Consider the following 24,191-nt stretch of genomic DNA (forward strand, 5'->3'; position numbering starts at 1 on the left):
GGCCCCGCCGGACCCCGTCCGCGATCCCTGGCGGGCCGCGATGCGGCTCGCCCTGGACGAGGCCCGGCTGGCCGCCCGGGGCGGGGACGTCCCGGTCGGCGCGGTCGTGCTGGCTGCGGACGGCACGACGGTCCTCGCCACCGGCCACAACGAACGCGAGGCGGGCGGCGATCCGACGGCCCACGCGGAGGTGCTCGCCATCCGGCGGGCGGCCGCGAACCTGAAGGATGCGGCGACACGCACCGCCCCCGGCAACGGTGGTGGGCGACAGCCGGGCGAGTGGCGGCTGTCCGGCTGCACGCTCGTCGTGACGCTCGAACCGTGCACCATGTGCGCGGGCGCGGTCGTGCAGTCCCGGGTGGACCGGGTCGTCTACGGCGCCCGGGACGACAAGGCGGGCGCGGTCGGCTCCCTCTGGGACGTCGTCCGCGACCGGCGCCTCAATCACCGCCCGGAGGTCGTCGAAGGCGTCCTCGCGCAGGAGTGCGCGGGGCTCCTCACGGACTTCTTCCGCGATCGCTGATCCCCCTCCCGAATACCGATTTCAAACCGGGGCTCACCTTGTTGTAGGGTCTCTCTCGGTAGCGTGTCCGAGCGGCCGAAGGAGCTCGCCTCGAAAGCGAGTGTGGCGCAAGTCACCGAGGGTTCAAATCCCTCCGCTACCGCTGTGGACGAAGGGTCCGGTTCGATGAACCGGGCCCTTCGTCGTGTCACCTATGTGCGTGCTCTGCTCGCTCGGCTCGGGCCGCTCGCTCGGCTCGGGCCGCTTGCCCAGGTAGGTCCAGGCGAGGCCGCCGACGATCGGGGCGCTGAACATGAACAGCAGCCACAGCAGCTTGGGCACGTGGCGAACGCGCTCCTCGGGGGTGCGGACGCAGTCGAGCAACGCCCCCACACACAGCACGGCCACGATGACCATCGGGACGGCCGACAGCAGTTGCAGCGTCATGCGTCTCTCCTTCGCACCCTCTTCGCCCGCCTCCGTCCGGCGGCCTTCAACCCTTCATCGGATGAGGCCCCCCGAACGGTTCACGAACGCGCCGCCGTTCATGAACGCGCCGCGAATGCTCAAAAGCAGTGTGAAAATCGGACGGGCGGTTACACTCGCCGCCGGCAACAGGGGCCCAAGTGGGCGCATACAGGGGAGGCCAGGTGGCGGTGAACGCCAAGAAGATCGCCGTCTACGTGCTTGTGGTCTTCGTGCTCTACGTGATCATCACGGACCCGGCGAAGGCGGCGGATTACGTCCAGATAGGCTTCGAGGGCATATCGGACGCAGCCAAGGCCATCGGAGACTTCTTCACCTGGCTCGCCGACGGGGCGCGGTAGCCGGGGCGCGGTGCCGGGGCCGTCGTACGCACTGGGAGTGCCCATGATCCGCCACCTGGTCCTGTTCAAGCTCAACGAAGGCGTCCGGCGCGACGATCCCCGGGTCGTGCGCGGCGAGGCGGCCTTCCGGGCGCTGGGCGAGCAGATCGCGGAACTGCGCTTCTGGGAGCTGGGCTGGAACATCAGCGAGCGCCCCATCGCCTACGACTTCGCGATCAACTCTGCGGTCCAGGACGCGGACGCGTTGAAGCGGTACATCGAGCACCCGGACCATCAGGCGGGCGTCGCCCTGTGGCGGGAGTTCGCCACCTGGGTGGTCGCCGACTACGAGTTCTGAGCCGCCTCCGTCGGCAGTACTCGGCAGTACGAAGCCCTCCGCCCGAACGGCGGGGGGCTTTTGCGCGTCCTGGATCACCACCAAAGCCCCAACTTCTTGCTCAACACGGAGTTATGAGGTGCTTGCACACAGTGCACATGTCTTGTGATGCTATGACCGCTTTTGACGGATGAGTTGACCGATGTTGACCTGACGAAGAGGTGGCGTTGACCGTGTCGGCCAGTACTGCGCCGCCTCAGCATGAGGCACCCCCGGCACCCGCTCCGGCACCCACCCTGGAAGTCGTCGCCGTCCCGGAGGCCGCCGCGGAGGCCGCCCCGACGCCCGAGCGGCGCCGTGGCGCCGACACCCGGGCACTGACCCAGGTCCTCTTCGCCGAGCTCAAGGAGCTCCAGCCGGGCACGCCGGAGCACGATCGGGTGCGCGGGGCGCTCATCGAGGCGAATCTGCCGCTCGTGCGCTACGCGGCCGGCCGCTTCCGCTCCCGCAACGAGCCGATGGAGGACGTCGTCCAGGTCGGCACCATCGGCCTCATCAACGCCATCGACCGCTTCGACCCGGACCGGGGGGTGCAGTTCCCGACGTTCGCGATGCCGACGGTCGTGGGCGAGATCAAGCGGTACTTCCGTGACAACGTCCGCACGGTCCACGTGCCGCGCCGGCTGCACGAGTTGTGGGTGCAGGTCAACAGCGCGACGGAGGACCTGACGACCGCCTACGGACGCACCCCGACGACGGCCGAGATCGCCGAACGGCTGCGCATCGGCGAGGACGAGGTGCTCTCCTGCATCGAGGCGGGCCGCTCGTACCACGCCACCTCCCTGGAGGCGGCCCAGGAGGGCGACGGCCTCCCGGGCCTGCTGGACCGCCTCGGCTACGAGGACCCGGCGCTGGACGGCGTGGAGCACCGCGACCTCGTCCGCCACCTCCTGGTCCAACTCCCTGAGCGCGAACAGCGCATCCTGCTGCTGCGCTACTACAGCAACCTCACGCAGTCCCAGATCAGCGCGGAACTCGGCGTGTCCCAGATGCACGTCTCCCGGCTACTGGCGCGTAGCTTCCAGCGGCTGCGCTCGGCGAACCGCATCGAGGCGTGAGCCGCGACCCGGCTTCAGTCGTCCCTCGATCGGGGATCGCAAGCACGATCGAGACGTCACCGTTGGGGGCGAATCGCCCACCTGGACTGTTCCCGACAGATCTGCGCTGAAAAACCGTCACACCCCCTGTTTCCAGGGCCGATTCGTTACTCACATGTCGACATGTCACTACAGCGTGTTGCCGACATGTGACATTCTGCCGGAAGCGCGTTTGCCGGGGCTTCGGCGCCGGTATTCAGGTGAAGGCTGACGTTCCTCAAGCGGGAATGTTCGCCGCGACCGTCCCGCGACCCAAAGGGGGTGGCATGTCCGCAGATCAGGGCAGCTCGAAGGTGCTCACGCTCACGAAGAGCGAGACCGCGCCCGTCGTGCCTGTCGAGCCCGACGTGCTCGACGACGTCACAGCCCCCGAGGCCGCCCAGGCCCCGGCCCTCACCACGGCCACGGGGGCCATCGACACCCGCACCCTGTCCCGCTCCCTGTTCCTGCGACTGGCCACACTCGCCGAGGACAGTCCCGAGCGCGTGTACGTCCGGGACACCCTCATCGAGCTCAACCTCCCCCTCGTGCGCTACGCGGCGGCCCGCTTCCGCTCGCGCAACGAGCCGATGGAGGACATCGTCCAGGTCGGCACCATCGGCCTGATCAAGGCGATCGACCGCTTCGACTGCGAACGGGGCGTCGAGTTCCCGACGTTCGCGATGCCGACGGTCGTGGGCGAGATCAAGCGCTTCTTCCGCGACACGTCGTGGTCGGTGCGCGTGCCGCGCCGCCTCCAGGAGCTGCGCCTGGCTCTCACCAAGGCCAGCGACGAGCTCTCCCAGAAGCTGGACCGCTCCCCGACGGTCGCCGAACTGGCCGCGGTCCTGGGCGTGTCCGAGGAGGACGTCGTCGACGGCCTCGCCGTCGGCAACGCGTACACGGCCTCCTCGCTGGACTCCCCAGCGCCCGAGGACGACGGCGGCGAGGGCTCCCTGGCCGACCGCCTCGGCTACGAGGACACGGCGCTGGAGGGCGTGGAGTACCGCGAGTCCCTCAAGCCGCTGCTGGCCAAGCTGCCGCCGCGCGAGCGCCGCATCATCATGCTGCGCTTCTTCGCCAACATGACCCAGTCCCAGATCGGCGAGGAGGTCGGCATCTCCCAGATGCACGTCTCGCGCCTGCTCACCCGCACCCTGGCCCAGCTGCGCGACGGCCTGATCTCCGACTAGGGCCTGTCCGGCGGATCAAGCCGCAGGAAAGCGGACGGCACCGCATCAGCACCGGTGCGCGGGGCGATGGGGATCCCCGGATCCCCCCGCTCGAGCCCAGCCGAGGCGGGGCGCGGGCAGCCGCGAGGCGGAGGAGGGCATCGACACGATCGGCGCCCCTCCCCGCTCCGGCGAAGTCGAGAGCGGAGGAGTCGGCAACCGCCGACAACACCGCTGAGGATCCCCGCCGGGGAAGTGCCTGCCACACCCCGCGTCCACCGCTTGACCCGCTGGACAGGTCCGAAGGCCCGGCCTGGCGAACCAGGTGGCGGGAAGAGCAGGACACGGCCGGGGCGAGGGCGAAGGCCCCTTTGACGGCCGGAGTCCCGGAGCCCGGCTCGCCGCAGGGTGGCTCGTCGGCCGGTGCCGACTCACCCGCCGGGGGCGACGCGTCCATCGGGGGCGACGCGTCCATCGGGGGCGCTTCGTCCACGGGGGGCACCTCGTCCGCCGGAGGCGGCTCGTCCGCCGGAGGCGGCTCGTCCGCCGGAGGCGGCTCGTCCGCCGGAGGCGGCTCGTCCGCCGGAGGCGGCTCGTCCGCCGGAGGCGGCTCGGGTGGGCATACGACGCCGGGGTCGGCCTCGCCTTCGCCCTCGCCGGTCCCGTCCGGTGGTGCGTCCGCCGGGCCGGCGGTGCTCGTCGTGAGCGACACCGTCCGCGCGGGCACGGATCAGCGGTGGTGTGAGGACGTGACCCTCACGCTCCACAACTCCGGTGGCACAGCGGTGCGTTCCGGCACGGTCACGTTCGGGACCCATGTCGTCGACGCGCTCGGCATCGACTGGGCGACCCGCGAGTCGACGGCCCCGCTCCCGACGCCGATCGCCGCCGGCGCGCGTGCGGAGAGGACCTGGACGGTGTGCGTCGACGCGATGGGGGTCCCCCCGCTCGAGCGCAGTCGAGAGTGGGGGAGGGTCCCGCTGGGGATGCACATCGAGACGCGGGACGTGTCGGTGCGGTGGGAGTGAGAAGAGGCCGAGGGGCGCGGTGACGCCGTGGCGCCACCCGGCGTCCCCGTGCGGACGTTACTTCAGCGCCAGCCAGGCGACCGCGGCGACGATCACGACGGCGGCGATGACGCCGACGATCAGTCCGATGCGGGAGCCGGTCGGTGCGGGAGCCGGCTGGGCGGCCCGGGGGGCGCCCTCGTCGACGAACGCGCGGAACATCTGGGTGCTGCCGGCGGGGTCGTGGTTGCCCTGGGGGCCCTGGGTGTTAGCCATGGGCCGAGACACTAGCGAAAACGGGCGGGGCGCCCCAAGTGGGGGTCGCCACACGGGCGGTGAACAGGCCCCTGCGACCCGGCGTCTCGGCCGACTGCCGCGCCATCCCCACCCATGCCCCCACCTGCACATTTACCCTCGCAATACTTGCCTTTGCCAACTTTTTGCGACCCTCGCGCCGATTTTATTTGCCTGCAGCAACCAACCGCTCCTATGGTTGCCCCGAGCAACAAAATGGGAGGTGTGAGATGGCCGGGCAGGCGCAGTACGAGGAGTTGGCGCGTCAGCTCAGCGCCGTCGGGGCCGTGAAGCGGGACCTCGGGCGGATCCTGCCGCACGACTGCTCCGCCGGCTCGGCCGCCGTACTGGCGCTGCTGGGCCGCCACGGCGACATGCGCATGAGCAATCTCTCCGAGCTGCTCGCCGTCGACATGTCCGTGACCAGCCGGCACGCCGCGCATCTCGCCGACCGCGGTTGGATCGAGCGCTCCCCCGACCCGGCGGACAAACGCTCCCGCATCCTGCGCCTCACCCCCGAGGGGCACGCGATGCTCGCCGAGCTGTCCCGTCGGAGCACCGAGCTGCTGACGCAGCGGCTGGGCGACTGGACCGACGCCGAGGTCGGCCAGCTCATCGGACTGCTGACCCGGCTGCGCGCCAGCTTCGGCGACTGCCGGACGGTCCCGCACCGGCCGCCGCCCCCGCCCGCACCCCCTCCGCCCGCACCTCCGCCTCCCGTTTCATCCGTTTCAGCCCCCGGTTCCGTCCCCGGTTCCCCCGTTTCCCCCGTCTCCGGGGGCGAACGGACACAGACCACCCGTACACCCGCACAAGCAACGTAAGAGAAGGAAGCCCATGGCAACGACCACACCAGCCGGTGTGCGGGCTCACGCGAAGCACGGCGGAGGGTCCCACGGCTCCGCCGCGGACGCTCCGATGACGCACCGGCAGATCATGGAGGCGCTCTCCGGGCTGCTGCTCGGCATGTTCGTCGCGATCCTGTCCTCCACGATCGTCTCGAACGCCCTCCCGGAGATCATCGGCGACCTCGGCGGCGGCCAGTCCGCCTACACCTGGGTCGTGACCGCCACCCTGCTGGCGATGACGGCGACCACCCCCCTGTGGGGCAAGCTCGCCGACCTCTACGACAAGAAGGCGCTCGTCCAGATAGCGCTCGTCATCTATGTGCTGGGGTCGGCCGCGGCCGGGCTCTCGCAGAACTCCGGCATGCTGATCGCCTGCCGTGTCGTCCAGGGCGTCGGCGTGGGCGGGCTCTCCGCCCTCGCGCAGATCGTGATGGCCGCGATGATCTCCCCGCGTGAGCGCGGGCGCTACTCCGGTTACCTCGGCGCGACCTTCGCCGTCGCCACCGTCGGCGGTCCGCTGCTCGGCGGTGTCATCACCGACACGAGCTGGCTCGGCTGGCGCTGGTGCTTCTACGTCGGCGTGCCCTTCGCCGTCATCGCGCTGATCGTGCTGCAGAAGACCCTGCACCTGCCGGTCGTGAAGCGGGACGTCAAGGTCGACTGGGCCGGCGCGTTCTTCATCTCCGCCGCGGTCTCCCTGCTGCTGGTCTGGGTCACCTTCGCCGGTGACAAGTACGACTGGCTGTCCTGGCAGACGTACGCGATGGTCGCGGGGTCGGTCCTGCTCGGGCTCGTCTTCGTGTTCGTCGAGTCGAAGGCCAAGGAACCGATCATCCCGCTGCGCCTCTTCCGCAACCGCACCATCACGCTGTCGTCGATCGCGTCGATGTTCGTGGGCGTGGCGATGTTCTCCGGGACCGTCTTCTTCGCGCAGTACTTCCAGCTGGCCCGGGACAAGTCCCCGACCATGTCGGGCGTCTTGACGATCCCGATGATCGGCGGTCTGTTCGTCTCCTCCACCGTCTCCGGGCAGTTCATCACCCGCACCGGCAAGTGGAAGGCCTGGCTGGTCAGCGGCGGTGTGCTCATCACGGCCGGCCTCGGACTGCTGGGCACGATCCGCTACGACACGGACTACTGGAAGACCGCGATCTTCATGGCGCTGCTGGGTCTCGGCGTCGGCATGATGATGCAGAACCTGGTGCTGTCCACGCAGAACCAGGTGGATCCGAGCGACCTCGGCTCGGCCAGCTCGACCGTGACCTTCTTCCGGTCCCTCGGCGGTGCGATGGGCGTCTCGGCGCTGGGCGCCGTCATGGCCAACCGCATCACCGACTACGCCAAGGACGGCATCGCCGACCTCGGCCCCAAGTACGCCTCCCTCGCGTCCGGTTCGAGCTCCAGCGACTCCATCCCGGACATGGACAAGCTGCCCGCGCCGCTGCGCACGGTCATGGAGAGCGCGTACGGCCACGGCATCGCGGACGTCTTCCTGATCGCCTCCGCGCTGGCCCTGCTGGCCTTCCTGATCACCCTGTTCATCAAGGAGGTCCCGCTGCGGACCAAGGGCGCGCTGGCGCAGGCCGCTTCCGAGGACGCCTCGGCCGACAGCACGCAGACCCCGGCCGACACCGCGCAGGCCGCAGTCGCCACCACGGAGGCCCCGGCCACCGTCGAGGCCCCCGTGACGGCCGAGGAGAACGTCCCGAGCTGGGCCGTCGCCGCCTCCAACACCGAGGCCGCCGGCACCGAGGGCACGCAGCGGCACGCCGCCGTCGCCACCCTCGACGCCCCCGCCGCGCAGTCTCCCTCGGGCGGCATCCCGGTGCACGGCTTCGTGCGCGGCGCGGAGAGCACGCCCGTGCCGCAGGCCGCCGTCACGCTGATCTCGCTCGGCGGACGTCAGCTCGGCCGGTCGGTCGCGCAGGCCGACGGCGCCTACGCGCTGGACGCGCCGGGTACGGGTTCGTACGTCCTGATCGCCTCCGCGGACGGCTTCCAGCCGCAGGCCTCGACGGTCGTCGTGAACGGCGAGCCGGTCGCGTACGACATCCTGCTCAGCGGGACCAGCGGGCTCAGCGGTGTCGTGCGCGCCGCCGAGTCGGGCGACGGCGTCAAGGACGCGATGGTGATCGTCACCGATGTGCGGGGCGATCTGCTGGCCACCGCGGCCACCGGCGAGCAGGGCGAGTTCTCCTTCGCGGAGCTGGTTCCGGGCGCCGTGACCGTCGCGGTGAACGCCGTCGGGTTCCGGCCGCGCGCCCTGCCCGTCGAGATCGGCGCGACGGGCGTGACCCGCGCGGAGGTCGTCCTCGACGCGGGCGCCCAGCTCCAGGGCGTCGTCCGGGCGCCGCACGGTCCGCTGGCCGACGCGCGGGTGACGCTCGTGGACGCGGCGGGCAACGTGGTCGGCACCGCCACCACCGGCGTGGACGGCGCGTACGCCTTCGCCGACCTCGACGGCGGCGACTACACGCTCATCGCGACCGGCTACCCGCCGGTGGCCACCGCGCTGACCGTCGCGGGCGCCGGCGTCGACGGCCACGACATCGAACTCGCCCACCCCGGCGAGTAGTTCGGTTCGCTACAGGCTCCGGCCCGGTGCGGGGGTTCACCCCGCACACCGGGCCGGTCGCAGTTGAGGAGCAAGAGAGATGGGACTGACCGCGAAGATCCGCACGCGGGACGGGTGGGCCGTGTCGCACGCGGTCGTCACGGTGACCGACATGACGGGCGGCCAGGTGCTGCGCGCCGAGGCCGACGCGGAAGGAGCCGTACGGGACACGACCGAACTCGCCCCGGGGGCGTACACGGTGATCGTCACGGCCGTCGGGTACGCGCCCAGGGCGTCCAGCGCGATCGTGACGGCGAGCCGGCGGGCGGAGGTCGGCACCGTGACGCTGGCCCGGCAGGGCGGCACGGAACTGCCCCCGCCCGGCCCCTGGACCGTCGACCCGGCGCACTCGACCGTCGCCGCGGTCGCCCAGCACCTGGGCATCTCCAGCGTGCGCGGCCGGTTCACGGACTTCACGGCGTCCGTCGAGATCGCCCCGGACGACGTCGCCAAGTCCCGGGTGGAGGCGGTGATCCGGGCGGCGTCCATCGACACCGGCAACGCCATGCGCGACACGCACCTGCGCTCGGCGGACTTCCTGGACGTCGAGACGTACCCCGAGCTCACCTACCGCTCGACCGGTCTGACCACGGCCGGCCCGGACCGCTGGACCGTCCACGGCGAGCTGACCATGCGCGGGGTGTCCCGTCCGGTGGACCTGGACCTGGCCTACCTCGGCACGGGCTCGGACCCGTGGGGCGGTACCCGGGCGGCCTTCCGGGCGACCACCGAACTGCGGCGCGAGGACTTCGCCATGGACTACAACCAGGTCGTCCAGGCGGGCATCGCGGCCATCGGCACCACCCTGAAGGTCGAACTCGACGTCCAGGCGGTGCAGGGAGACGCCCTGCCGCAGCAGTAGCAGTAGCAGGACCACGGGATCAGTGGACGCCGGCCCGGACATAGGCACAGCAGGGTCAGCCGAAAGGGGGGCCGCGCGGCCTAGGGTGGGCTCATGGCACCGAACATCGCGACGAACACCAAGGTCTCCCTGGACGAGCTGCTGGACTTCGTCCGCCCCCGGCACCGGGCGATCCTGCTCACCCGGCGCGCCGACGGCAGCGCCCAGGCCTCGCCGCTGACCTGCGGGGTCGACGACTCGGGGCGGATCGTCGTCTCCACCTACCCCGAGCGGGCCAAGACCCGCAACGCCAAGCGGGACGAGCGGGTCAGCGTCCTCGTGCTGAGCGACGACTGGAACGGGCCCTGGGTCCAGATCGACGGCACCGCCGAGGTCGTCGACGCGCCGGACTCCGTGGAGCCGCTCGTGGAGTACTACCGCAACATCGCCGGCGAGCACCCCGACTGGGACGAGTACCGCGAGGCCATGCGGAAGCAGGGCAAGTCGATCATCCGGGTCACGCCCGAGCGATGGGGACCGGTGGCGACGGGCGGCTTCCCGGCCCGACTGGTTCAGGAGGACTAGACCGGACCAGTACGGGTGAGTATGGACGAACGCGGGCGAGTACGGGCGAGTGCGGGCGAGTACGGAACAGGACTGGTCGTAGGGCCTGGTCAGCCGTGTTTCACAGGCCTGGTCAGCCGCGTTTCACCATCGCCTCGATGCCCGCGACCAGCAGGTCCAGGGCGAAGGTGAAGTCGCGGTCCATCATCTCCTCGACCGTGTCGCCGCCGCGGGCCGCCATCAGGCCCCTGGACTGCTCGACGATCTCCGCGGTCTGCGGCGCCTCGGCGCTCGCGCTCAGGGCGTGCCGGAAGTACTCGTCCGGGCTCAGACCGGTGTCCGCGGCGCGCGCGATGAAGTGGCCCTCGATCGTGCCGTAGCCGTACACGAACTGGAAGACGGCCGAGATCGTGCCGGTGATGCCGTGCGCGGGCAGGCCGGTGCGCAGCACGACCTGCTGGACCGTGCGGGAGAAGCGCAGGGAGTTCGGGCCGAGGTTGAGGTAGCGGCCGGCGAGCGGGGACAGCCAGGAGTGGCGGACCAGCAGCCCGCGGTACACCGTGGCCAGCGTGCGCAGTTGCTCGCGCCAGTCCGCGCTCTCGTCCTGCGGGTCGGGCAGTTCCTCCAGCTCGCCGTAGACGCTGTCCAGGGCGAGTTCGAGGAGGTCGTCCTTGGTGTCGACGTACCAGTACACGGACATCGCGGTCACGTTGAGGTCGGCCGCCAGCCGCCGCATGGAGAACCCGGTCAGCCCCTCGGCGTCCAGCAGCCGCACGGTCGTCTGGATGATCCGGTCCAGGTCGAGCCCGGACGGCTGCCCCCCGCCCCGCCCACGCCGACGCGCCTTGCCTTCCAGCCACACGCTGTGCTGGGCGGCATCCTTGGCGGTCTCGGCCATGGCAGGGCCCTTCCGGGAAAAAGCAGAGGCAAGGAGGTTGCCCATTCCTTGCCACTCTCAACTTATAGCGCACCGGGGGGCTTGCGGCAAGGCCCCCGTCGTGCCGCAGAATCTCCGGCCTGGACCGGAATCCGCGGAATACGGGGGTCGCGAAATGCGCGTGCTGTTGACTACTTGGGGATCGCGCGGGGACGTCGAACCGCTGGCGGGACTGGCGGTGGCGTTGCGGGAGCTCGGCGCGCAGGTGCGGGTGTGCGCGCCGCCGGACGAGGAGTTCGCCGCGCTGCTGGGGCGGGTCGGCGTGCCGCTGCTGCCGCTCGGCCCGACGGTGAAGTCGGTGGTCGCCGGACCGAAGCCGCCGACGGCGGAGGCCGCGTTCCGGCTCGCTCCCGAGCTGGTCGCCGCGCGGTTCGCCACGCTCACCGCGGCGGCCGAGGGATGCGACGTGCTGCTGGCGACCGGCCTGATGCCGGCCGGCGCACGGGACGTGGCCGAGAAACTGGGCATCCCCTACGTCCTCGCGTGCTTCCACACCTTGGGCCTGCCGTCGCGGCACTTCCCGCCGGGGCGACGGCCGGGCACGCCGTCCCCGCAGGACGAGACCGACAACCGGGTGCTGTGGGAGCAGGACGCCCAGCGGGTGAACGCGTTGTACGGGGAGGCGCTCAACAGTCATCGGGCGGCGATCGGCCTGCCGCCGGTGGACAACGTCCGCGACCATGTCCTGACCGGCCGGCCGTGGCTGGCGGCGGACGCGACGCTGTGGCCGTCGCAGGGCAGGACGGACCTCGACGTGGTGCAGACCGGGGCGTGGATCCTGCCCGACGACCGTCCGCTTCCGGCGGACCTGGAGGCGTTCCTGGAGGCCGGCACGCCACCGGTGTACGTCGGCTTCGGCAGCATGGCCGCGTACGCCCCGACGGATATCGCCCGGGTGGCCATCGAAGCGACCCGCGCGCGGGGCCGGCGCGTACTCCTCGCCCGCGGCTGGGCGGGCCTGGCCCCGATCGACGACGGCGACGACTGCTTCGTCGTCGGCGAGGTCAACCAGCAGGCGCTGTTCCCGCGGGTGGCCGCCGTCGTGCACCACGGCGGCGCGGGCACCACGACGACGGCCGCCCGGGCCGGCGCGCCCCAGCTGGTGGTCCCCCGGATCGCCGACCAGCCGTACTGGGCGAAGCGGGTGGCCGAGCTGGGCATCGGCGCGGCACACCTCGACCCGACGCCGACCATCGAGTCCCTGTCGGCCGTGCTCGAGACGGCCCTGGACCCCGAGACCCGCGTACGCGCGAGCGCCCTGGCCGCCACGATCCGCACCGACGGGGCGACGGTGGCCGCGAAGCTGCTGCTCGACGCGGCCGGCCAGGACAGCGGGGACGGGCGGGACGGCCCGGATCGGCCGCCCGCGACCGCGTGACGTCGGTCACGCCCGTTCGGACGCCCTCTTCCCGCGTGCCATGGTCGTATGCGACCTCTTATCGGAGCTGATCAAGTGAACCCCCTGACCACCAGCGCGTTCGACCTTCCCGACCGTCTTTCCGCCAAGGCCGACCCGGCGCTGATCTCCGACGACGAGCGGCACTTCGCGGCCATCGCGCAGTGCCTCGACGAGGCGATCGCCGAGCTGTCCGACCGCCTCGACGCCGAGCGCCGGGCACCCGGCGGCATGGGCCGGCACGCGATGGACCGGGACACCGAGATCCACCGGCTGACCGGCCGGCTGCGCGCCCTGCGCCGCTTCGGCCTGGACCTGTGCCTCGGACACATGGTCGACGCCGACAGCGGCGAGCCCCTGTACGTCGGACGGCTCGGCCTCACCGACAGCGAGGGCCGCCGGCTGCTCGTCGACTGGCGTTCGCCGGCGGCCGAGCCGTTCTTCGGGGCCACCCACGCCAACCCGATGGGGCTCGCGAGCCGCCGCCGGTACCGCTGGACCCGTGGTCGGATCAGCGACTACTGGGACGAGGTCTTCACCTCGGACGGGTTCGCCGGGCACGCCGCGCTCGACGACCAGTCCGCCTTCATCGCCAGCCTGGGCACCAACCGGTCGGCGCGGATGCGCGACGTGCTCGGCACCATCCAGGCCGACCAGGACGCCGTCATCCGCGCGGGATCCCGAGGCGCGCTCGTCGTGGACGGCGGTCCGGGCACCGGCAAGACCGTCGTCGCCCTGCACCGCTCCGCCTACCTCCTGTACTCCGACCCGCGCCTCGGACACCGCCGGGGCGGCGTGCTGTTCGTCGGCCCGAGCCGGCCCTACCTGGGGTACGTCGCCGACGTCCTGCCCAGCCTCGGCGAGGAGGGCGTGCAGACCTGCACCCTGCGGGACCTCGTCGCCGAGGGAGCCACGGCAGCGGTCGAGGCCGACCCGGAGGCAGCCCGCCTGAAGTCGTCCGCGCACCTGGTGAAGGCGATCGAGAAGGCCGTCAGGTTCTACGAGGAGCCGCCCGCCGAGGGGATGACGGTCACGACCCACTGGTCCGACGTCCAGCTCACCGCCGGCGACTGGGCCGTGGCCTTCGAAGCGGCGGAACCCGGCACTCCGCACAACGAAGCACGTGAGCAGGTCCTGGAGGAGCTGCTCACGATCCTGATGGACAAGCACGAAGCCGGCCACGACGGCGAGGACGTCCCGCCCGCCCTGCTGCGCAAGTCGCTGCTGCAGAACCGGGAACTGCTCACCGCCTTCAACCGCGCGTGGCCGCTGCTCGAAGCGGCCGACCTCGTCTCCGACCTGTGGACCGTGCCCGCCTACCTGCGGATGTGCGCACCCTGGCTCGACCGGGACGACGTCCAGCGGCTCCAGCGCGCGGACGCCCAGGCCTGGACGGTGTCCGACCTGCCGCTGCTGGACGCGGCACGGCAGCGGCTCGGCGACCCGGAGACGGCGCGGCAGAAGCGCCGGCACGCGGCGATCCTCGCCGCCCAGCGCGAGCGCATGACGCAGGTCGTCGACAACCTGATCGAGGCCACCGCCAACTCCGGTGCCGACGGTGACGACGGCGAAGGTCTGGTGTCGATGTTGCGCGGCGAGGACGCCCAGGCCAGCCTGGTCGACGAGACCGAACTGCCCACGCTCGAGCCGGATCTGCTCGTCGGCCCGTTCGCGCACGTCGTCGTCGACGAGGCCCAGGAACTCACCGACGCGGAGTGGCAGATGCTGCTGCTGCGGTGCCCGTCGCGGAGCTTCACCATCGTCGGGGACCGCGCCCAGGCCCGGCACGGGTTCACCCAGTCGTGGCGGGAGCGGCTGGAGCGGCTCGGCTTCGACCGGATCGAGCTGGCCTCCCTGAGCATCAACTACCGGACGCCGGAGGAGATCATGGCGGAGGCCGAGCCGGTGATCCGGGCCGCGCTCCCGGACGCCAACGTGCCGACGTCCGTGCGCAGCGGCGGCGTTCCCGTCGTCCATGGATCCGTCGCGGAGCTGGGTTCGGTCCTCGACGCGTGGCTCGCCGCGCACGACGACGGGATCGCCTGCGTCATCGGCGATCCGTCCTTCCGGCCGACGTCGTCCCGGGTCCGGTCGCTGACCCCGGAACTGTCCAAGGGGCTCGAGTTCGACCTGGTCGTCCTCGTCGACCCGGAGGAGTTCGGCGAGGGCATCGAGGGGGCGGTGGACCGCTATGTCGCGATGACCCGGGCGACCCAGCGGCTCGTCGTTCTCACACGTTCGTAAGCATCCGGGGGCATTGAGGAAGGGCGGTGGCCTCGAGCCACCGCCCTTCCTTCGACCGGTCCCGGAGCGGGTCAGCCGCTCGCCTTCTGCGTCAGGTCGTAGAAGGTGGCCGAACCGACCGTCACCTTCTTGAAGTTGGCCTCGACCCAGGAGCTGATCTGCGAGGACGTGCCGCTGCTGCTGCCGCCCATGCTGCCGCCGCCCGAGCCACTGCCGATGAAGTAGTGGATCTTGCCGTCGGACACGTACTGCTTGAACTGCGCGAGCGTCGGGGACGGGTCGGTCCCGTTGAAGCCGCCGATCGCCATCACCGCGTCGCCCGTGGCGAGCTGGTAGCTCGCGGCGTTCTGGGCGCCGATCGCGGCCGCGGCCCAGGTGTAGTTGCCGGAGTCGGTCTCCAGCAGCTTCTTGGCCTCGTCGGTGACCGACGCGCCGTTGAGCAGACCGCCGACACCGCCACCGCCGCCCATGCCTCCGCCGCCGTCACCGGTCTGGCCGCCGGGCAGCTGACCGCCGCCGGGGAAGCCGTTGCCGTTCCGGGTGCTGCCGTTGCCGTTCTGCTGGCCCTGCTGGCCCTGCTGGTTCTGCTGGCCCTGCTGGTTCTGCTGGCCCTGCTGGTTCTGGCCGCCGCCCATGCCGCCGCCGAAGCCGCCCCGGCCGCCGCCTGGACCGCCGCCGCCCATCATGCTCGCGCCGGCCGGACCCGCCGTCACGATGGAGCCGGTGTGGCCGTCCTGCAGCGTGCTGAGGGTGTACGCCGTCGGTCCGGCCAGCGCGGCCACCAGGCCCACGGAGGCCGCCGCGAGAGCGAGCTGACGGTTGATCCGGCTCGCGAAGGTCAGGCCGAGCGCGGCCACCAGGCCACCGACCAGGACCAGCCACTTCAGCCAGGGCACGTAGTCGGGGGTGCGGTTGAGCAGGACGTACGACCAGGAAGCCGCCGCGACGACCGAGGCCGCGAGGGTGATCGAGGCCCAGATCTCGGACCGCTTCTCCCAGAGCAGACCCGCGCCCATGCCGATCACGGCCGCCAGGTAGGGGGCGAGCGCCACCGTGTAGTACTGGTGGAAGATGCCCGCCATATAGCTGAAGACGACCATGGTGATCAGCAGCGAGCCGCCCCAGACCAGGAACAGCCCGCGGGTGACCGAGGTGCGCCGGAACGTCCGGGTGGCCACCAGACCGCCGACCAGGAGGACCAGCGCGGCCGGCAGCAGCCAGGAGATCTGGCCGCCGATCTCGGAGTTGAACATCCGGTCCCAGCCGGTCTCGCCCCACTGGCCGGTGTTGCCACCGCCGCCGCCGACGCTGCCGGTCTCCTCGCCGTTGAGGCGGCCGAGACCGTTGTAGCCGAAGGTCAGCTCCAGGAAGGAGTTGTTCTGCGAGCCGCCGATGTACGGGCGGGAGGAGGCGGGCCACAGCTCGACGATCGCGACCCACCAGCCGCCGGAGACGACCAGCGCGGTGGTGGCCGCGGCCAGCTGTCCGAACCGCTTCTTCACCGACGCCGGCGCGCAGACCGCGTAGACGATCGCGAGCGGCGGGAGGACGAGGAAGGCCTGGAGCGTCTTGGCGAGGAAGGCGAAACCGATCGCGGCACCGGCCCACACCAGCCACTTCGTCCGGCCGTCCTCCAGCGCGCGGGCCACGAAGTAGCAGGCCACGGCCATCAGCAGGGCCAGCATCGCGTCCGGGTTGTTGAACCGGAACATCAGCGCGGCGACCGGGGTCAGCGCGAGAACCGTGCCGGCGATCAGACCGGCCGCGGGGCTGAACCGGCGGCGCACGGAGGCGTGGACGACGGCGACCGTGCCGACGCCCATCAGCGCCTCGGGAGCGAGGATCGCCCACGAGTTCAGGCCGAAGATCCTCACCGACAGGGCCATCGGCCACAGCGAGGCCGGGGGCTTGTCGACGGTGATGGCGTTGCCCGCGTCCAGCGAGCCGAAGAAGAAGGCCTTCCAGCTCTGGCTGCCGGCCTGGACGGCCGCCGAGTAGAACGAGTTGGCGTAGCCGGAGGCGCTCAGGTTGTAGAGATAGAGGAGGAGGGTGGCGGCCAGCAGGCCGAGGAAGGCCGGGCGGGCCCAGCGGGGGTCCTCGGGGCGGCCGCGCCACAGTCTGCGGTGCAGGGGCTGCTTCGGCTCACCCGACTCGGGGGCCGGGACGGCCGGCTGCCGCGGGGTGACCGGCACGGTGGCCGACGGCGTATCCCAGGCGGTCGTCTGTTCGAGGTGGGTGGTCATCGGGCGTCCCCCGGGTCGGTGTCGTGGGGGCGCACCGGCTGCAGCCGCATGGTGACGTCCCTCCGGCTGCCGTCCGCGGCATCACCGGCGCGGAGCTGAGTCGTGTCGTACGGGGTGGTGGCGGGCTGCTGCTGCGGGTTGACCGGGCGTTGCGGCAGCGGCACGAAGGGGCCGCCGGCCTGCGCGGACGCGGGCGTGGGCTCGGACGCCGTCGGGTACGACGAGGAAGTCGGGTGCGTCGGAGACGGGCTCACCTGGTCCGCCGGGTCGTCGCCGTCGCGTCGGTCGGAGAACACCCACACGCGGAAGAGCAGGAAGCGCAGCACCGTCGCCGCGAGGTTGGCGGCGATGAGGACCGCCAGTTCGGTGGAGTGCGCGGGGTGGGACGTCGCCGCGTTCAGTGCGGCGAGCGAGCCGCTGGTCAGCGCGAGGCCGATGCCGAAGACGACCAGGCCCTGCGCCTGGTGCTTGACGGCCCCGCCGCCGCCCCGCACCCCGAAGGTCAGACGTCGGTTGGCGGCGGTGTTGGCGACCGCGGACACCAGCAGGGCGAGCGCGTTGGCGACCTGCGAGCCGCTGAACTGGCGGAAGCCGCTGTAGAGAAGCAGGTAGAAGAGGGTGGACAGGCCGCCGACGACACAGAAGCCGACGAGCTGGCGGGCCAGGCCCTTGGGGACGTCCTGGATGTCGCGGTCGCGCGGATCGTCGCCGAACGGGCGGGTGAGCCGGTCGAGGGACAGCGAACCGGTGGCCAGGGCCTTGCCCACGCGCCACACCCCTTTCAGGTCGTCGGTCGCCGTCTTCACGATGTGCACCGTGGAGTTCGGGTCGTCGACCCAGTCGACCGGCACCTCGTGGATACGGAGGCCGGCACGCTCGGCGAGCACCAGCATCTCAGTGTCGAAGAACCAGCCGGTGTCTTCCACCAAGGGAAGGAGAACTTGTGCGACGTCACGCCGGATCGCCTTGAACCCGCACTGCGCGTCCGAGAAGCGGGCCTGGAGCGAGCCGCGCAGGATCAGGTTGTAGGCGCGGCTGATGAACTCCCGCTTCGGCCCGCGCACCACCCGGGAGCTACGGGCCAGCCGGGAGCCGATCGCCAGGTCGGAGTGGCCGGAGATCAGCGGCGCCACCAGCGGCAGCAGCGCGTTGAGGTCGGTGGACAGGTCCACGTCCATGTACGCGAGGATCGGGGCCTCCGACGCCGACCAGACGGTCCGCAGCGCTCGGCCGCGGCCCTTCTGCTCGAGCCTGAAGTTCCTCACCTCCGGGATCCGTTCCGCCAGCCGCTGCGCCACCAGGGCAGTGGTGTCGGTCGACGCGTTGTCCGCGATCGTGATGCGGAAGGAGTAGGGGAACGTACGCGTCAGGTGGTCGTGCAGTCTGCGGACGCACGGCTGGAGGTCCTTCTCCTCGTTGTAGACGGGGATCACTACGTCCAGGACAGGCGTACCGGCGGTGGCGGCCGGGAGGTGCTCCCGCGCCGGCAGGGTGCCGGGAGAAGAGTCGGTTCGCATGTCATCGACTCTCGTCAGGCGTCCTGTTGTACCCATGTGGTGGCACTGTGCTCGACCTGTGAGTCGAGTTGCCAGTTCGTTTCGGGGGCGGGCCGGGGCACGGCGGGGCCGAGTGCCGGCAGGTGCACGGTGAACACGGTCCGTCCGGGCCCGCTGTCGACGGTGACGGCGCCGCCGTGCGCGGTCGCGACGGCCTGCACGATGGCGAGGCCCAGGCCGGTGGAGCCGGAGGCCCGGGAGCGCGAGGAGTCGCCGCGGGCGAACCGTTCGAAGACGTGCGGAAGCAGGTCGGCGGGGATGCCCTGGCCGTTGTCCTGGACGTCCACGCACAGCCACGGCCCGCGCCGTTGCACACGCGCGGTGACCGTCGTCCCGGGCGGGGTGTGCGTACGGGCGTTGGCGAGCAGGTTGACGAGGACCTGCTGCAGCCGGGCCGCGTCCGCGGACACCAGGGCGGGCTCGTCGGGCAGTTCGAGCCGCCAGACGTGGTCGCGTCCGGCGGCGCGGGCGTCGCTGACGGTGTCGATGACGAGGGGGACGAGGTCGGTCTGCTCGAACTGCAGCGGCCGTCCGGCGTCGAGACGGGCGAGCAGGAGGAGGTCCTCGACGAGGAAGGTCATCCGGCCGGCCTCGGACTCGATCCGCCCGAGGGCGTGCCGGGTGTCGGGCCCGACCTCCTCCCGTCCGCGCCGGGTCAGCTCGGCGTATCCGCGGATGGACGCCAGCGGCGTACGGAGTTCATGACTGGCGTCCGCGACGAACTGCCGGACCCGCATCTCGCTCTCCTGGCGGGCGTGCAGCGCGCCGTGGACGTGGTTCAGCATCCGGTTGAGCGCGGCGCCGACCTGCCCGACCTCGGTGTGCGGGTCGGTCTCGGTCTCGGGCACCCGCTCGCTGAGGTTGACCTCGCCGGTGTGCAGGGGCAGTTCGGAGACCCGGGTGGCGGTGGCGGCGACCTTGCGCAGGGGGCGGGTGGCGACACCGACCATCACGGTGCCCGCGAGACCGGCCGCGATGAGGCCGGCGACGGTGAGGCTGACCTCGACGAGGATCAGGGTGTCGATGGTGTTGTCGACCTCCGCCGTGGGGATGGCCACGTAGTAGCTGGAGGTGTCGTTGCCGGCGTACTTGACGCGGTAGTCGCCCAGACCGGGGAGCTCCACGGTGTGCGTCTTCTCGTCCTGGGAGACGGAGTTGAGCACCTTCTTCTGGGCCTCGGTGAGCGGCTTGTCGCCCATCGAGAAGTCGTTCGTGGACTTCACGCCCCGCTCGGCCTCGGTGATGGTGCCGTTCACGACCTTCGCCGCGACGGTGCTGTCCGACTGGGGGCCTTTGACCAGCTGCGCGAGGTCGGTCACCTGCGCCTTGCCCTGCTGCCAGCCGGGCGTGACGGCGCCGTTCTTCGCCTGGTCCGGCGGCCCTCCGAACCCGCCGCGGGGCGCCGCACGCGCCGCACGCGCCGCGACCTCACCCAGTCGCCCGTCGAGCTGGCCGTACAGGTGATCCCGCAGCACCAGGGTGGTGACGGTTCCGATCAGCGCGCAGATCACGGCGATCAGGGTCACGGACACGACGACGAGCCGCGTCCGCAGGGTGCGCGGTTTTCCCGCTCGTCTCTTCTGCGCACGCGGCCGTCGTCGCCCGCTCATGACACAGCGGGCTTGATCAGGTACCCGGCGCCACGCCGGGTGTGGATCATCGGATCCCGCCCCGCGTCTATCTTGCGCCGCAGGTAGGAGATGTACAGCTCGACGACGTTGGCCTGGCCGCCGAAGTCGTACGACCAGACGCGGTCGAGTATCTGCGCCTTGCTGAGCACGCGCCGCGGGTTGCGCATCAGGTAGCGCAGCAGCTCGAACTCGGTGGCGGTCAGATGGATGTTGTCCCCGCCCCGCGAGACCTCGTGGCTGTCCTCGTCGAGGGTGAGGTCCCCGACGACGAGCACGGAGTCGGAACGCCGGTCGGCGGCGCCGGAACGGCGGATGAGCCCCCGCAGCCGGGCCACGACCTCTTCCAGGCTGAACGGCTTGGTGACGTAGTCGTCGCCGCCTGCGGTGAGCCCGGCGATACGGTCCTCGACGGCGTCCTTGGCCGTGAGGAACAGCACCGGAACGTCCGGCAGGTCGCGCCGCAGCCGCCCCAGGACCGTCAGCCCGTCCATGTCCGGCAGCATCATGTCCAGGACGACGGCGTCGGGCCGGAACTCACGGGCGGTCTGGATCGCGCCCGTGCCGTCACCGGCGCTCCGGATCTGCCATCCCTCATAGCGCAGGGCCATGGACAGCAGTTCGGTGATCGACATCTCGTCGTCCACCACAAGCACTCGGACGGGGCTCCCGTCCGGCCTCAGCAGTTCGGTGCGCCCCTGGGGCGAGGTCGTGGTCATGGTGGACACCTTTTCGGGGTCCCCTGAGAGCACTCTTTCACTTGTCTGTGATTTCACTGAGAAACGCACAGGGACTTCTCAGGCAACACCTGGGAACCCCACGCCCCACCCCCGAGCCGATCCTCACACCGAGCCGATCCTCACACCGAAGGGACGGGTACGCCCTCCGGCCCCACGGTCTTCCGCACCCGCGCGCCCGCACTCCCGCGAGCCCGCACTCCCGCAGGCCCGCACTCCCTCGGGCCCTCAGAACAGTCCGTCCTGAAGGTGCCCCGTGCCGACGTCGAAGTGGCGTACGGGAAAGGCGACTTCACCGCTCCCCACCGGAACCAGCTCCCACCCCCGCAGCAACCGCGTGTCGAGGACGACCACCCCGCCCGGGGCGGCCAGGTGCAGATCGGGCCCGGCGGCCGCCACCAGCTCCCCGCTCAACGAGCCCCCGGCGACGAGCTCGCTCACCTCGCCGAGAGCGGCCGTCGCCTCGACGAGCCCGAACGCCCGCACATGATCCACGGGTTGGCACGGCGCACGTTCCAACGACTCGGGCCAGCCGCCCAGTTCCACCGCCTGCTCGTACACCTCCCTTATCTCACGCGCCCGTTCCTCCTCCGTGTCGGGCAGCGCGGCTCGCACCGCCCGCTTCTGCGCGTACGGAATCCGGTCCGGCACCCGCAGCGCCGCCCGCAGCAGCTCCTCGGTGCGCCGGGCGGCCATCAACGGTCCGACGCCAAGCCACGTGAAGCAGACCGCCCCCTGCTCCAGCAGCCGCACCGACCCCCGCTCCAGGCCCGTGATCCCGACCTTGACGAGCCCCGGACCGAACCAGGCCAGGTACACCCGGTACGGCCGCGGATCGTCGGCGACCCGGTCCGCCGCGACGGAGTGCGCCCGGTCCAGCCGCCCGCACTCCTCGCACCGGCCGCCCGTGCTCCGCCCCGACACGACCACTTCCCGGGGACACGCATGCCCGCGGGCCCCGACACAGCGCCGTACACCCCCCTCCGCGACCCCGAAGGCCACCCGTTTCCCCCAGGACAGCGGGCTACGACGCCCCCCGTCCCACATCAGCACGGGCCCCTCCGCCGGCCACCGCAGCCCCGCGCACTTCCATGCCTGTCCCATCACCCGCAACGGTAGGCCCAGGCACTGACAACGCGCCCTCGCCCATGGGCGCGCGCCCGGCGAGCCGGCACCCGACACACCCCGGATGACCGCCCCGAGCGCCCGGGTCCCGCACCCGCATCCCCCACTCCGCCCGGGGCCGCACCCCCGGCGGCTTGCCCCACCCCGTGAGATGCAGCCCCCAGGTGACCAGCGCGCTCACGCCCACGACTGCGAGCCCACCGGCGATCAGCACGGCGGACACGGCACACACCCCCACCCCGGCCACGGCGGTCCCGACGGTCGCGATCCCGACGCCCGTCCAGCCGGCGACGGTGTGCCCTTCGTCGTACCGATGTCCCTCGTCCTGATGCCCCGACACGATTTACCTCACGATCTAAGAAGTCGCGAACCTAAACTTCTTACAAGGTAAGACAAACCGAAAGCGGATAACAAGGACCCAGCAACAACCCACCACGAAGGAGCTCGGGCCCCCGCGATGACCACCACGCCACCCCCTCCTCGCCCCGCCGCGACCCCCGCCCAAGCGCTCTCCGCGATGGACGACCTCATCGCGGCGAGCATGATCGGCCAACAGGAGATGGCCCAGCGCCTGGGCCTGAACGTCTCCGACCTGACCTGCTTCGCCTACGTCATCCAGGCCGGCGAGAACCTCCTCACCGCCGGCGACCTCGCCACCCGCGTCCACGTCACCACGGGCGCGGTCACCGGCATCCTCAACCGCCTGGAACGGGCCGGCTACGTGACCCGCCGCGCCGACCCCACAGACCGCCGCCGGGTGCGCGTGGCCGCCGTACCGTCGGCGGTCGCCCGGGTCCACGAGCTCTACGCACCGCACTACGACCGCCTGAACGCGCTCTTCGCCGACTACTCACCCGCCGAGATCGCAGTCCTGACGGACTGGTTCACCCGCGCGACGACTCTGGCGAACGCCTACCGCGAGGAACTCCGCGAGCACTAGGTGTTCTGTCCCGGGAGGTTGTGGACGCGTGAGCCAGGTCTCGGCTTCGCTCGAGCGGGGGACCCCCATCGCGGAGTGCACGACCGGGTGTTCGTCCGCGACCCGACCGGCGGCAGCATCGTCGTCGTCACCGACCATGCGGGCGCGGTCGTCCAGCAGATCACCGCCGAGGAGGGAGCCGCGGGCCTCGTGCTCCCGGCGGACTCCACGAAGCTGTACGTGGCCCTGTCGACGGCGGGCGGCAAGCTGTGGTTCGGCTACGCGGTCGACAGCAGCGGCGGCGGCATCGGCTCGCTCGACGTGGCCTCCCCCGCCCAGGCGGCGACGCTCGAATCCGGCACGACCTTTTCGTTCCGAACCACAGTAGGGGCATTGAGATCTGTTGGGCTGGTCGGGTGGTGAGTCGAGGCCGCTTCTGCAGCGATTGCACTGCGGTCATGGTGCTGTACTCCGGCCTGTACGAGCAGGTCGGAACCGGTTGTTCCCACAAATGCTGCGCCTTATAACTCCCGCTCTCGACTTGCGCGAGCTTTCGGGAATTCTGCAGCCATGTGACGCATGATCGAAATGCGGTCGGCGGCGCGCCCCTCGACGATGGCAATGAAGGGCAGAGAGCAAGACTTGTGACCGTCGAGCTCTCAGCCATGTCATGCATGAAAAGAAAGAGGGAACCATGACGGCAACGACGGAGACTCCCACTCGGGAAAAGGCCGAGGTCGGCCAGGACGAGTTCGGTGAGGAATCCGCCTTCGGTCCGCTCCTGCTGGCAGCGATGCTGGCCCGTCGTGAGGAGCGCGGTGAGGAGCCGATGATCGAGCACCCGCTTCTCCTCGCGGCGCTCATGGGCCGCCGTGAGGAGCGGGGCGAGGACTCCATCGTCCAGCACCCGCTTCTCCTCGCGGCGCTCATGCGCCGCCGCGAGGAGCGGGGCGACTCCATGATCCAGCACCCGCTTCTCCTCGCCGCGCTCATGCGCCGCCGCGAGGAGCGGAGCGAGTCGCTGATCCAGCACCCGCTTCTCCTCGCCGCGCTCATGGGCCGCCGCGAGGAGCGGGGCGAGGACTCCATCGTCCAGCACCCGCTTCTCCTCGCGGCGCTCATGCGCCGCCGCGAGGAGCGGAGCGAGTCGCTGATCCAGCACCCGCTTCTCCTCGCCGCGCTCATGCGCCGCTCATAGGAAAAGGCGATATCCCTGCCCTCCGATCGTGACTGACGTCGGCATCGGGGGGCAGGTCCCGTACGGCAATCGAAGACTTGAGGAACC

The 24,191-nt window shown here is 71.2% G+C and carries 24 protein-coding genes and 1 tRNA gene; 16 read left to right on the forward strand and 9 right to left on the reverse strand.

Annotated features, from left to right (window positions below; genetic code table 11):
* Positions 1-40: 40 nt before the first annotated feature.
* Positions 41-523, forward strand: a complete 483-nt coding sequence (locus tag ACIBTS_RS27895) for a nucleoside deaminase (protein ID WP_399322963.1) — start codon at positions 41-43, stop codon at positions 521-523.
* Positions 524-580: 57 nt separating this feature from the next.
* A tRNA-Ser gene (locus ACIBTS_RS27900) sits at positions 581-665 on the forward strand.
* Here ACIBTS_RS27900 and ACIBTS_RS27905 read toward each other — a convergent pair.
* Positions 647-949, reverse strand: a complete 303-nt coding sequence (locus ACIBTS_RS27905) for a PLD nuclease N-terminal domain-containing protein (RefSeq protein ID WP_399322964.1) — start codon at positions 947-949, stop codon at positions 647-649. The genes ACIBTS_RS27900 and ACIBTS_RS27905 overlap by 19 nt on opposite strands.
* Positions 950-1,128: 179 nt before the next feature.
* On the opposite strand from ACIBTS_RS27905, the gene ACIBTS_RS27910 reads away from it, so the two are divergent.
* The 5 genes from ACIBTS_RS27910 to ACIBTS_RS27930 all read left to right on the forward strand — a co-directional run bounded on the left by ACIBTS_RS27910 (position 1,129) and on the right by ACIBTS_RS27930 (position 4,981).
* Positions 1,129-1,329, forward strand: a complete 201-nt coding sequence (locus ACIBTS_RS27910) for a hypothetical protein (RefSeq protein ID WP_143688218.1) — start codon at positions 1,129-1,131, stop codon at positions 1,327-1,329.
* Positions 1,330-1,372: 43 nt separating this feature from the next.
* The gene (locus tag ACIBTS_RS27915; protein ID WP_399322966.1) at positions 1,373-1,666 is read left to right on the forward strand and encodes a Dabb family protein; all 294 of its coding nucleotides are present in this window, start codon (positions 1,373-1,375) and stop codon (positions 1,664-1,666) included.
* 206 nt (positions 1,667-1,872) lie between these two features.
* Positions 1,873-2,763 carry an RNA polymerase sigma factor SigF gene (locus tag ACIBTS_RS27920; RefSeq protein WP_399322967.1) on the forward strand — a complete coding sequence of 297 codons (891 nt, stop codon included), beginning with the start codon at positions 1,873-1,875 and terminating at the stop codon, positions 2,761-2,763.
* 305 nt (positions 2,764-3,068) lie between these two features.
* Entirely contained in the window at positions 3,069-3,974 is a 906-nt protein-coding gene (locus ACIBTS_RS27925) for an RNA polymerase sigma factor SigF (protein WP_079661284.1), read from the forward strand.
* Positions 3,975-4,654: 680 nt separating this feature from the next.
* Entirely contained in the window at positions 4,655-4,981 is a 327-nt protein-coding gene (locus tag ACIBTS_RS27930) for a hypothetical protein (RefSeq protein ID WP_399322969.1), read from the forward strand.
* 57 nt (positions 4,982-5,038) lie between these two features.
* Here ACIBTS_RS27930 and ACIBTS_RS27935 read toward each other — a convergent pair whose 3' ends face one another.
* The gene (locus ACIBTS_RS27935) at positions 5,039-5,236 is read right to left on the reverse strand and encodes a hypothetical protein (protein WP_079661282.1); all 198 of its coding nucleotides are present in this window, start codon (positions 5,234-5,236) and stop codon (positions 5,039-5,041) included.
* A 248-nt stretch (positions 5,237-5,484) separates the two neighbouring features.
* On the opposite strand from ACIBTS_RS27935, the gene ACIBTS_RS27940 reads away from it, so the two are divergent.
* The 4 genes from ACIBTS_RS27940 to ACIBTS_RS27955 all read left to right on the forward strand — a co-directional run bounded on the left by ACIBTS_RS27940 (position 5,485) and on the right by ACIBTS_RS27955 (position 10,142).
* Positions 5,485-6,078 (forward strand): MarR family winged helix-turn-helix transcriptional regulator, encoded by a 594-nt coding sequence (locus tag ACIBTS_RS27940; RefSeq protein WP_399322971.1) that lies wholly within the window; start codon positions 5,485-5,487, stop codon positions 6,076-6,078.
* A 13-nt stretch (positions 6,079-6,091) separates the two neighbouring features.
* Entirely contained in the window at positions 6,092-8,677 is a 2,586-nt protein-coding gene (locus ACIBTS_RS27945) for an MFS transporter (RefSeq protein WP_399322972.1), read from the forward strand.
* Between the two features lie 79 nt (positions 8,678-8,756).
* A complete protein-coding gene (locus tag ACIBTS_RS27950; protein ID WP_399322974.1) occupies positions 8,757-9,578 on the forward strand; it encodes a YceI family protein in 822 nt (273 codons plus the stop codon).
* 93 nt (positions 9,579-9,671) lie between these two features.
* The gene (locus tag ACIBTS_RS27955; RefSeq protein WP_079661279.1) at positions 9,672-10,142 is read left to right on the forward strand and encodes a PPOX class F420-dependent oxidoreductase; all 471 of its coding nucleotides are present in this window, start codon (positions 9,672-9,674) and stop codon (positions 10,140-10,142) included.
* A 112-nt stretch (positions 10,143-10,254) separates the two neighbouring features.
* On the opposite strand, the gene ACIBTS_RS27960 is transcribed toward ACIBTS_RS27955, so the two are convergent.
* The gene (locus tag ACIBTS_RS27960; protein WP_399322975.1) at positions 10,255-11,019 is read right to left on the reverse strand and encodes a TetR/AcrR family transcriptional regulator; all 765 of its coding nucleotides are present in this window, start codon (positions 11,017-11,019) and stop codon (positions 10,255-10,257) included.
* A gap of 154 nt (positions 11,020-11,173) precedes the next feature.
* Between ACIBTS_RS27960 and ACIBTS_RS27965 the strand changes: the two genes are divergently transcribed.
* On the forward strand, positions 11,174-12,436 hold the full coding sequence (locus ACIBTS_RS27965) for a glycosyltransferase (RefSeq protein WP_399322977.1): 1,263 nt from the start codon (positions 11,174-11,176) through the stop codon (positions 12,434-12,436).
* 75 nt (positions 12,437-12,511) lie between these two features.
* A complete protein-coding gene (gene helR, locus ACIBTS_RS27970) occupies positions 12,512-14,698 on the forward strand; it encodes an RNA polymerase recycling motor ATPase HelR (RefSeq protein WP_399322979.1) in 2,187 nt (728 codons plus the stop codon).
* Between the two features lie 71 nt (positions 14,699-14,769).
* On the opposite strand, the gene ACIBTS_RS27975 is transcribed toward helR, so the two are convergent.
* From ACIBTS_RS27975 to ACIBTS_RS28000, 6 genes are all read right to left on the reverse strand, one after another.
* Positions 14,770-16,941, reverse strand: a complete 2,172-nt coding sequence (locus tag ACIBTS_RS27975) for an ArnT family glycosyltransferase (RefSeq protein ID WP_399322981.1) — start codon at positions 16,939-16,941, stop codon at positions 14,770-14,772.
* Positions 16,938-18,458: a glycosyltransferase gene (locus tag ACIBTS_RS27980; RefSeq protein WP_399322983.1), complete on the reverse strand. Its 1,521-nt coding sequence runs from the start codon at positions 18,456-18,458 to the stop codon at positions 16,938-16,940. The genes ACIBTS_RS27975 and ACIBTS_RS27980 overlap by 4 nt, the downstream gene beginning before the upstream one ends.
* 14 nt (positions 18,459-18,472) lie before the next feature.
* A complete protein-coding gene (locus ACIBTS_RS27985) occupies positions 18,473-20,107 on the reverse strand; it encodes an ATP-binding protein (RefSeq protein WP_399322984.1) in 1,635 nt (544 codons plus the stop codon).
* Positions 20,104-20,844, reverse strand: coding sequence for a response regulator transcription factor (locus ACIBTS_RS27990; RefSeq protein ID WP_399322985.1), 741 nt, complete (start codon positions 20,842-20,844; stop codon positions 20,104-20,106). Before ACIBTS_RS27990 ends, ACIBTS_RS27985 begins: the two co-directional genes overlap by 4 nt.
* A 246-nt stretch (positions 20,845-21,090) precedes the next feature.
* Positions 21,091-21,966, reverse strand: coding sequence for a DUF2797 domain-containing protein (locus ACIBTS_RS27995; RefSeq protein ID WP_399322986.1), 876 nt, complete (start codon positions 21,964-21,966; stop codon positions 21,091-21,093).
* Entirely contained in the window at positions 21,887-22,327 is a 441-nt protein-coding gene (locus ACIBTS_RS28000; protein WP_399322988.1) for an HGxxPAAW family protein, read from the reverse strand. Before ACIBTS_RS28000 ends, ACIBTS_RS27995 begins: the two co-directional genes overlap by 80 nt.
* A gap of 117 nt (positions 22,328-22,444) precedes the next feature.
* On the opposite strand from ACIBTS_RS28000, the gene ACIBTS_RS28005 reads away from it, so the two are divergent.
* The 3 genes from ACIBTS_RS28005 (at position 22,445) to ACIBTS_RS28015 (ending at position 24,104) form a co-directional block, all read left to right on the forward strand.
* Positions 22,445-22,927: a MarR family transcriptional regulator gene (locus tag ACIBTS_RS28005; protein ID WP_319675914.1), complete on the forward strand. Its 483-nt coding sequence runs from the start codon at positions 22,445-22,447 to the stop codon at positions 22,925-22,927.
* A 75-nt stretch (positions 22,928-23,002) separates the two neighbouring features.
* A complete protein-coding gene (locus ACIBTS_RS28010) occupies positions 23,003-23,329 on the forward strand; it encodes a hypothetical protein (RefSeq protein WP_399322990.1) in 327 nt (108 codons plus the stop codon).
* 271 nt (positions 23,330-23,600) lie between these two features.
* Positions 23,601-24,104, forward strand: coding sequence for a hypothetical protein (locus tag ACIBTS_RS28015; protein WP_399322991.1), 504 nt, complete (start codon positions 23,601-23,603; stop codon positions 24,102-24,104).
* Positions 24,105-24,191 lie beyond the last annotated feature (87 nt).

Origin of the sequence: Streptomyces sp. NPDC050121, from assembly GCF_044460385.1 — a bacterium.
Lineage (GTDB): Bacteria > Actinomycetota > Actinomycetes > Streptomycetales > Streptomycetaceae > Streptomyces > Streptomyces soliscabiei.

What these genes read in the sequence shown, in the direction of transcription:
- ACIBTS_RS27975 (WP_399322981.1), bottom strand. Translation starts at nt 16,941, where the DNA reads ATGACCACCCACCTCGAACAGACGACCGCCTGGGATACGCCGTCGGCC.
- ACIBTS_RS28005 (WP_319675914.1), top strand. Translation starts at nt 22,445, where the DNA reads ATGACCACCACGCCACCCCCTCCTCGCCCCGCCGCGACCCCCGCCCAA.
- ACIBTS_RS27935 (WP_079661282.1), bottom strand. Translation starts at nt 5,236, where the DNA reads ATGGCTAACACCCAGGGCCCCCAGGGCAACCACGACCCCGCCGGCAGC.
- ACIBTS_RS27985 (WP_399322984.1), bottom strand. Translation starts at nt 20,107, where the DNA reads ATGAGCGGGCGACGACGGCCGCGTGCGCAGAAGAGACGAGCGGGAAAA.
- ACIBTS_RS27895 (WP_399322963.1), top strand. Translation starts at nt 41, where the DNA reads ATGCGGCTCGCCCTGGACGAGGCCCGGCTGGCCGCCCGGGGCGGGGAC.
- ACIBTS_RS27905 (WP_399322964.1), bottom strand. Translation starts at nt 949, where the DNA reads ATGACGCTGCAACTGCTGTCGGCCGTCCCGATGGTCATCGTGGCCGTG.
- ACIBTS_RS27965 (WP_399322977.1), top strand. Translation starts at nt 11,174, where the DNA reads ATGCGCGTGCTGTTGACTACTTGGGGATCGCGCGGGGACGTCGAACCG.
- ACIBTS_RS27950 (WP_399322974.1), top strand. Translation starts at nt 8,757, where the DNA reads ATGGGACTGACCGCGAAGATCCGCACGCGGGACGGGTGGGCCGTGTCG.
- ACIBTS_RS27915 (WP_399322966.1), top strand. Translation starts at nt 1,373, where the DNA reads ATGATCCGCCACCTGGTCCTGTTCAAGCTCAACGAAGGCGTCCGGCGC.
- ACIBTS_RS27960 (WP_399322975.1), bottom strand. Translation starts at nt 11,019, where the DNA reads ATGGCCGAGACCGCCAAGGATGCCGCCCAGCACAGCGTGTGGCTGGAA.
- ACIBTS_RS27980 (WP_399322983.1), bottom strand. Translation starts at nt 18,458, where the DNA reads ATGCGAACCGACTCTTCTCCCGGCACCCTGCCGGCGCGGGAGCACCTC.
- ACIBTS_RS27990 (WP_399322985.1), bottom strand. Translation starts at nt 20,844, where the DNA reads ATGACCACGACCTCGCCCCAGGGGCGCACCGAACTGCTGAGGCCGGAC.
- ACIBTS_RS28015 (WP_399322991.1), top strand. Translation starts at nt 23,601, where the DNA reads ATGACGGCAACGACGGAGACTCCCACTCGGGAAAAGGCCGAGGTCGGC.
- ACIBTS_RS27945 (WP_399322972.1), top strand. Translation starts at nt 6,092, where the DNA reads ATGGCAACGACCACACCAGCCGGTGTGCGGGCTCACGCGAAGCACGGC.
- ACIBTS_RS27925 (WP_079661284.1), top strand. Translation starts at nt 3,069, where the DNA reads ATGTCCGCAGATCAGGGCAGCTCGAAGGTGCTCACGCTCACGAAGAGC.
- ACIBTS_RS27995 (WP_399322986.1), bottom strand. Translation starts at nt 21,966, where the DNA reads ATGGGACAGGCATGGAAGTGCGCGGGGCTGCGGTGGCCGGCGGAGGGG.
- ACIBTS_RS27940 (WP_399322971.1), top strand. Translation starts at nt 5,485, where the DNA reads ATGGCCGGGCAGGCGCAGTACGAGGAGTTGGCGCGTCAGCTCAGCGCC.
- ACIBTS_RS27955 (WP_079661279.1), top strand. Translation starts at nt 9,672, where the DNA reads ATGGCACCGAACATCGCGACGAACACCAAGGTCTCCCTGGACGAGCTG.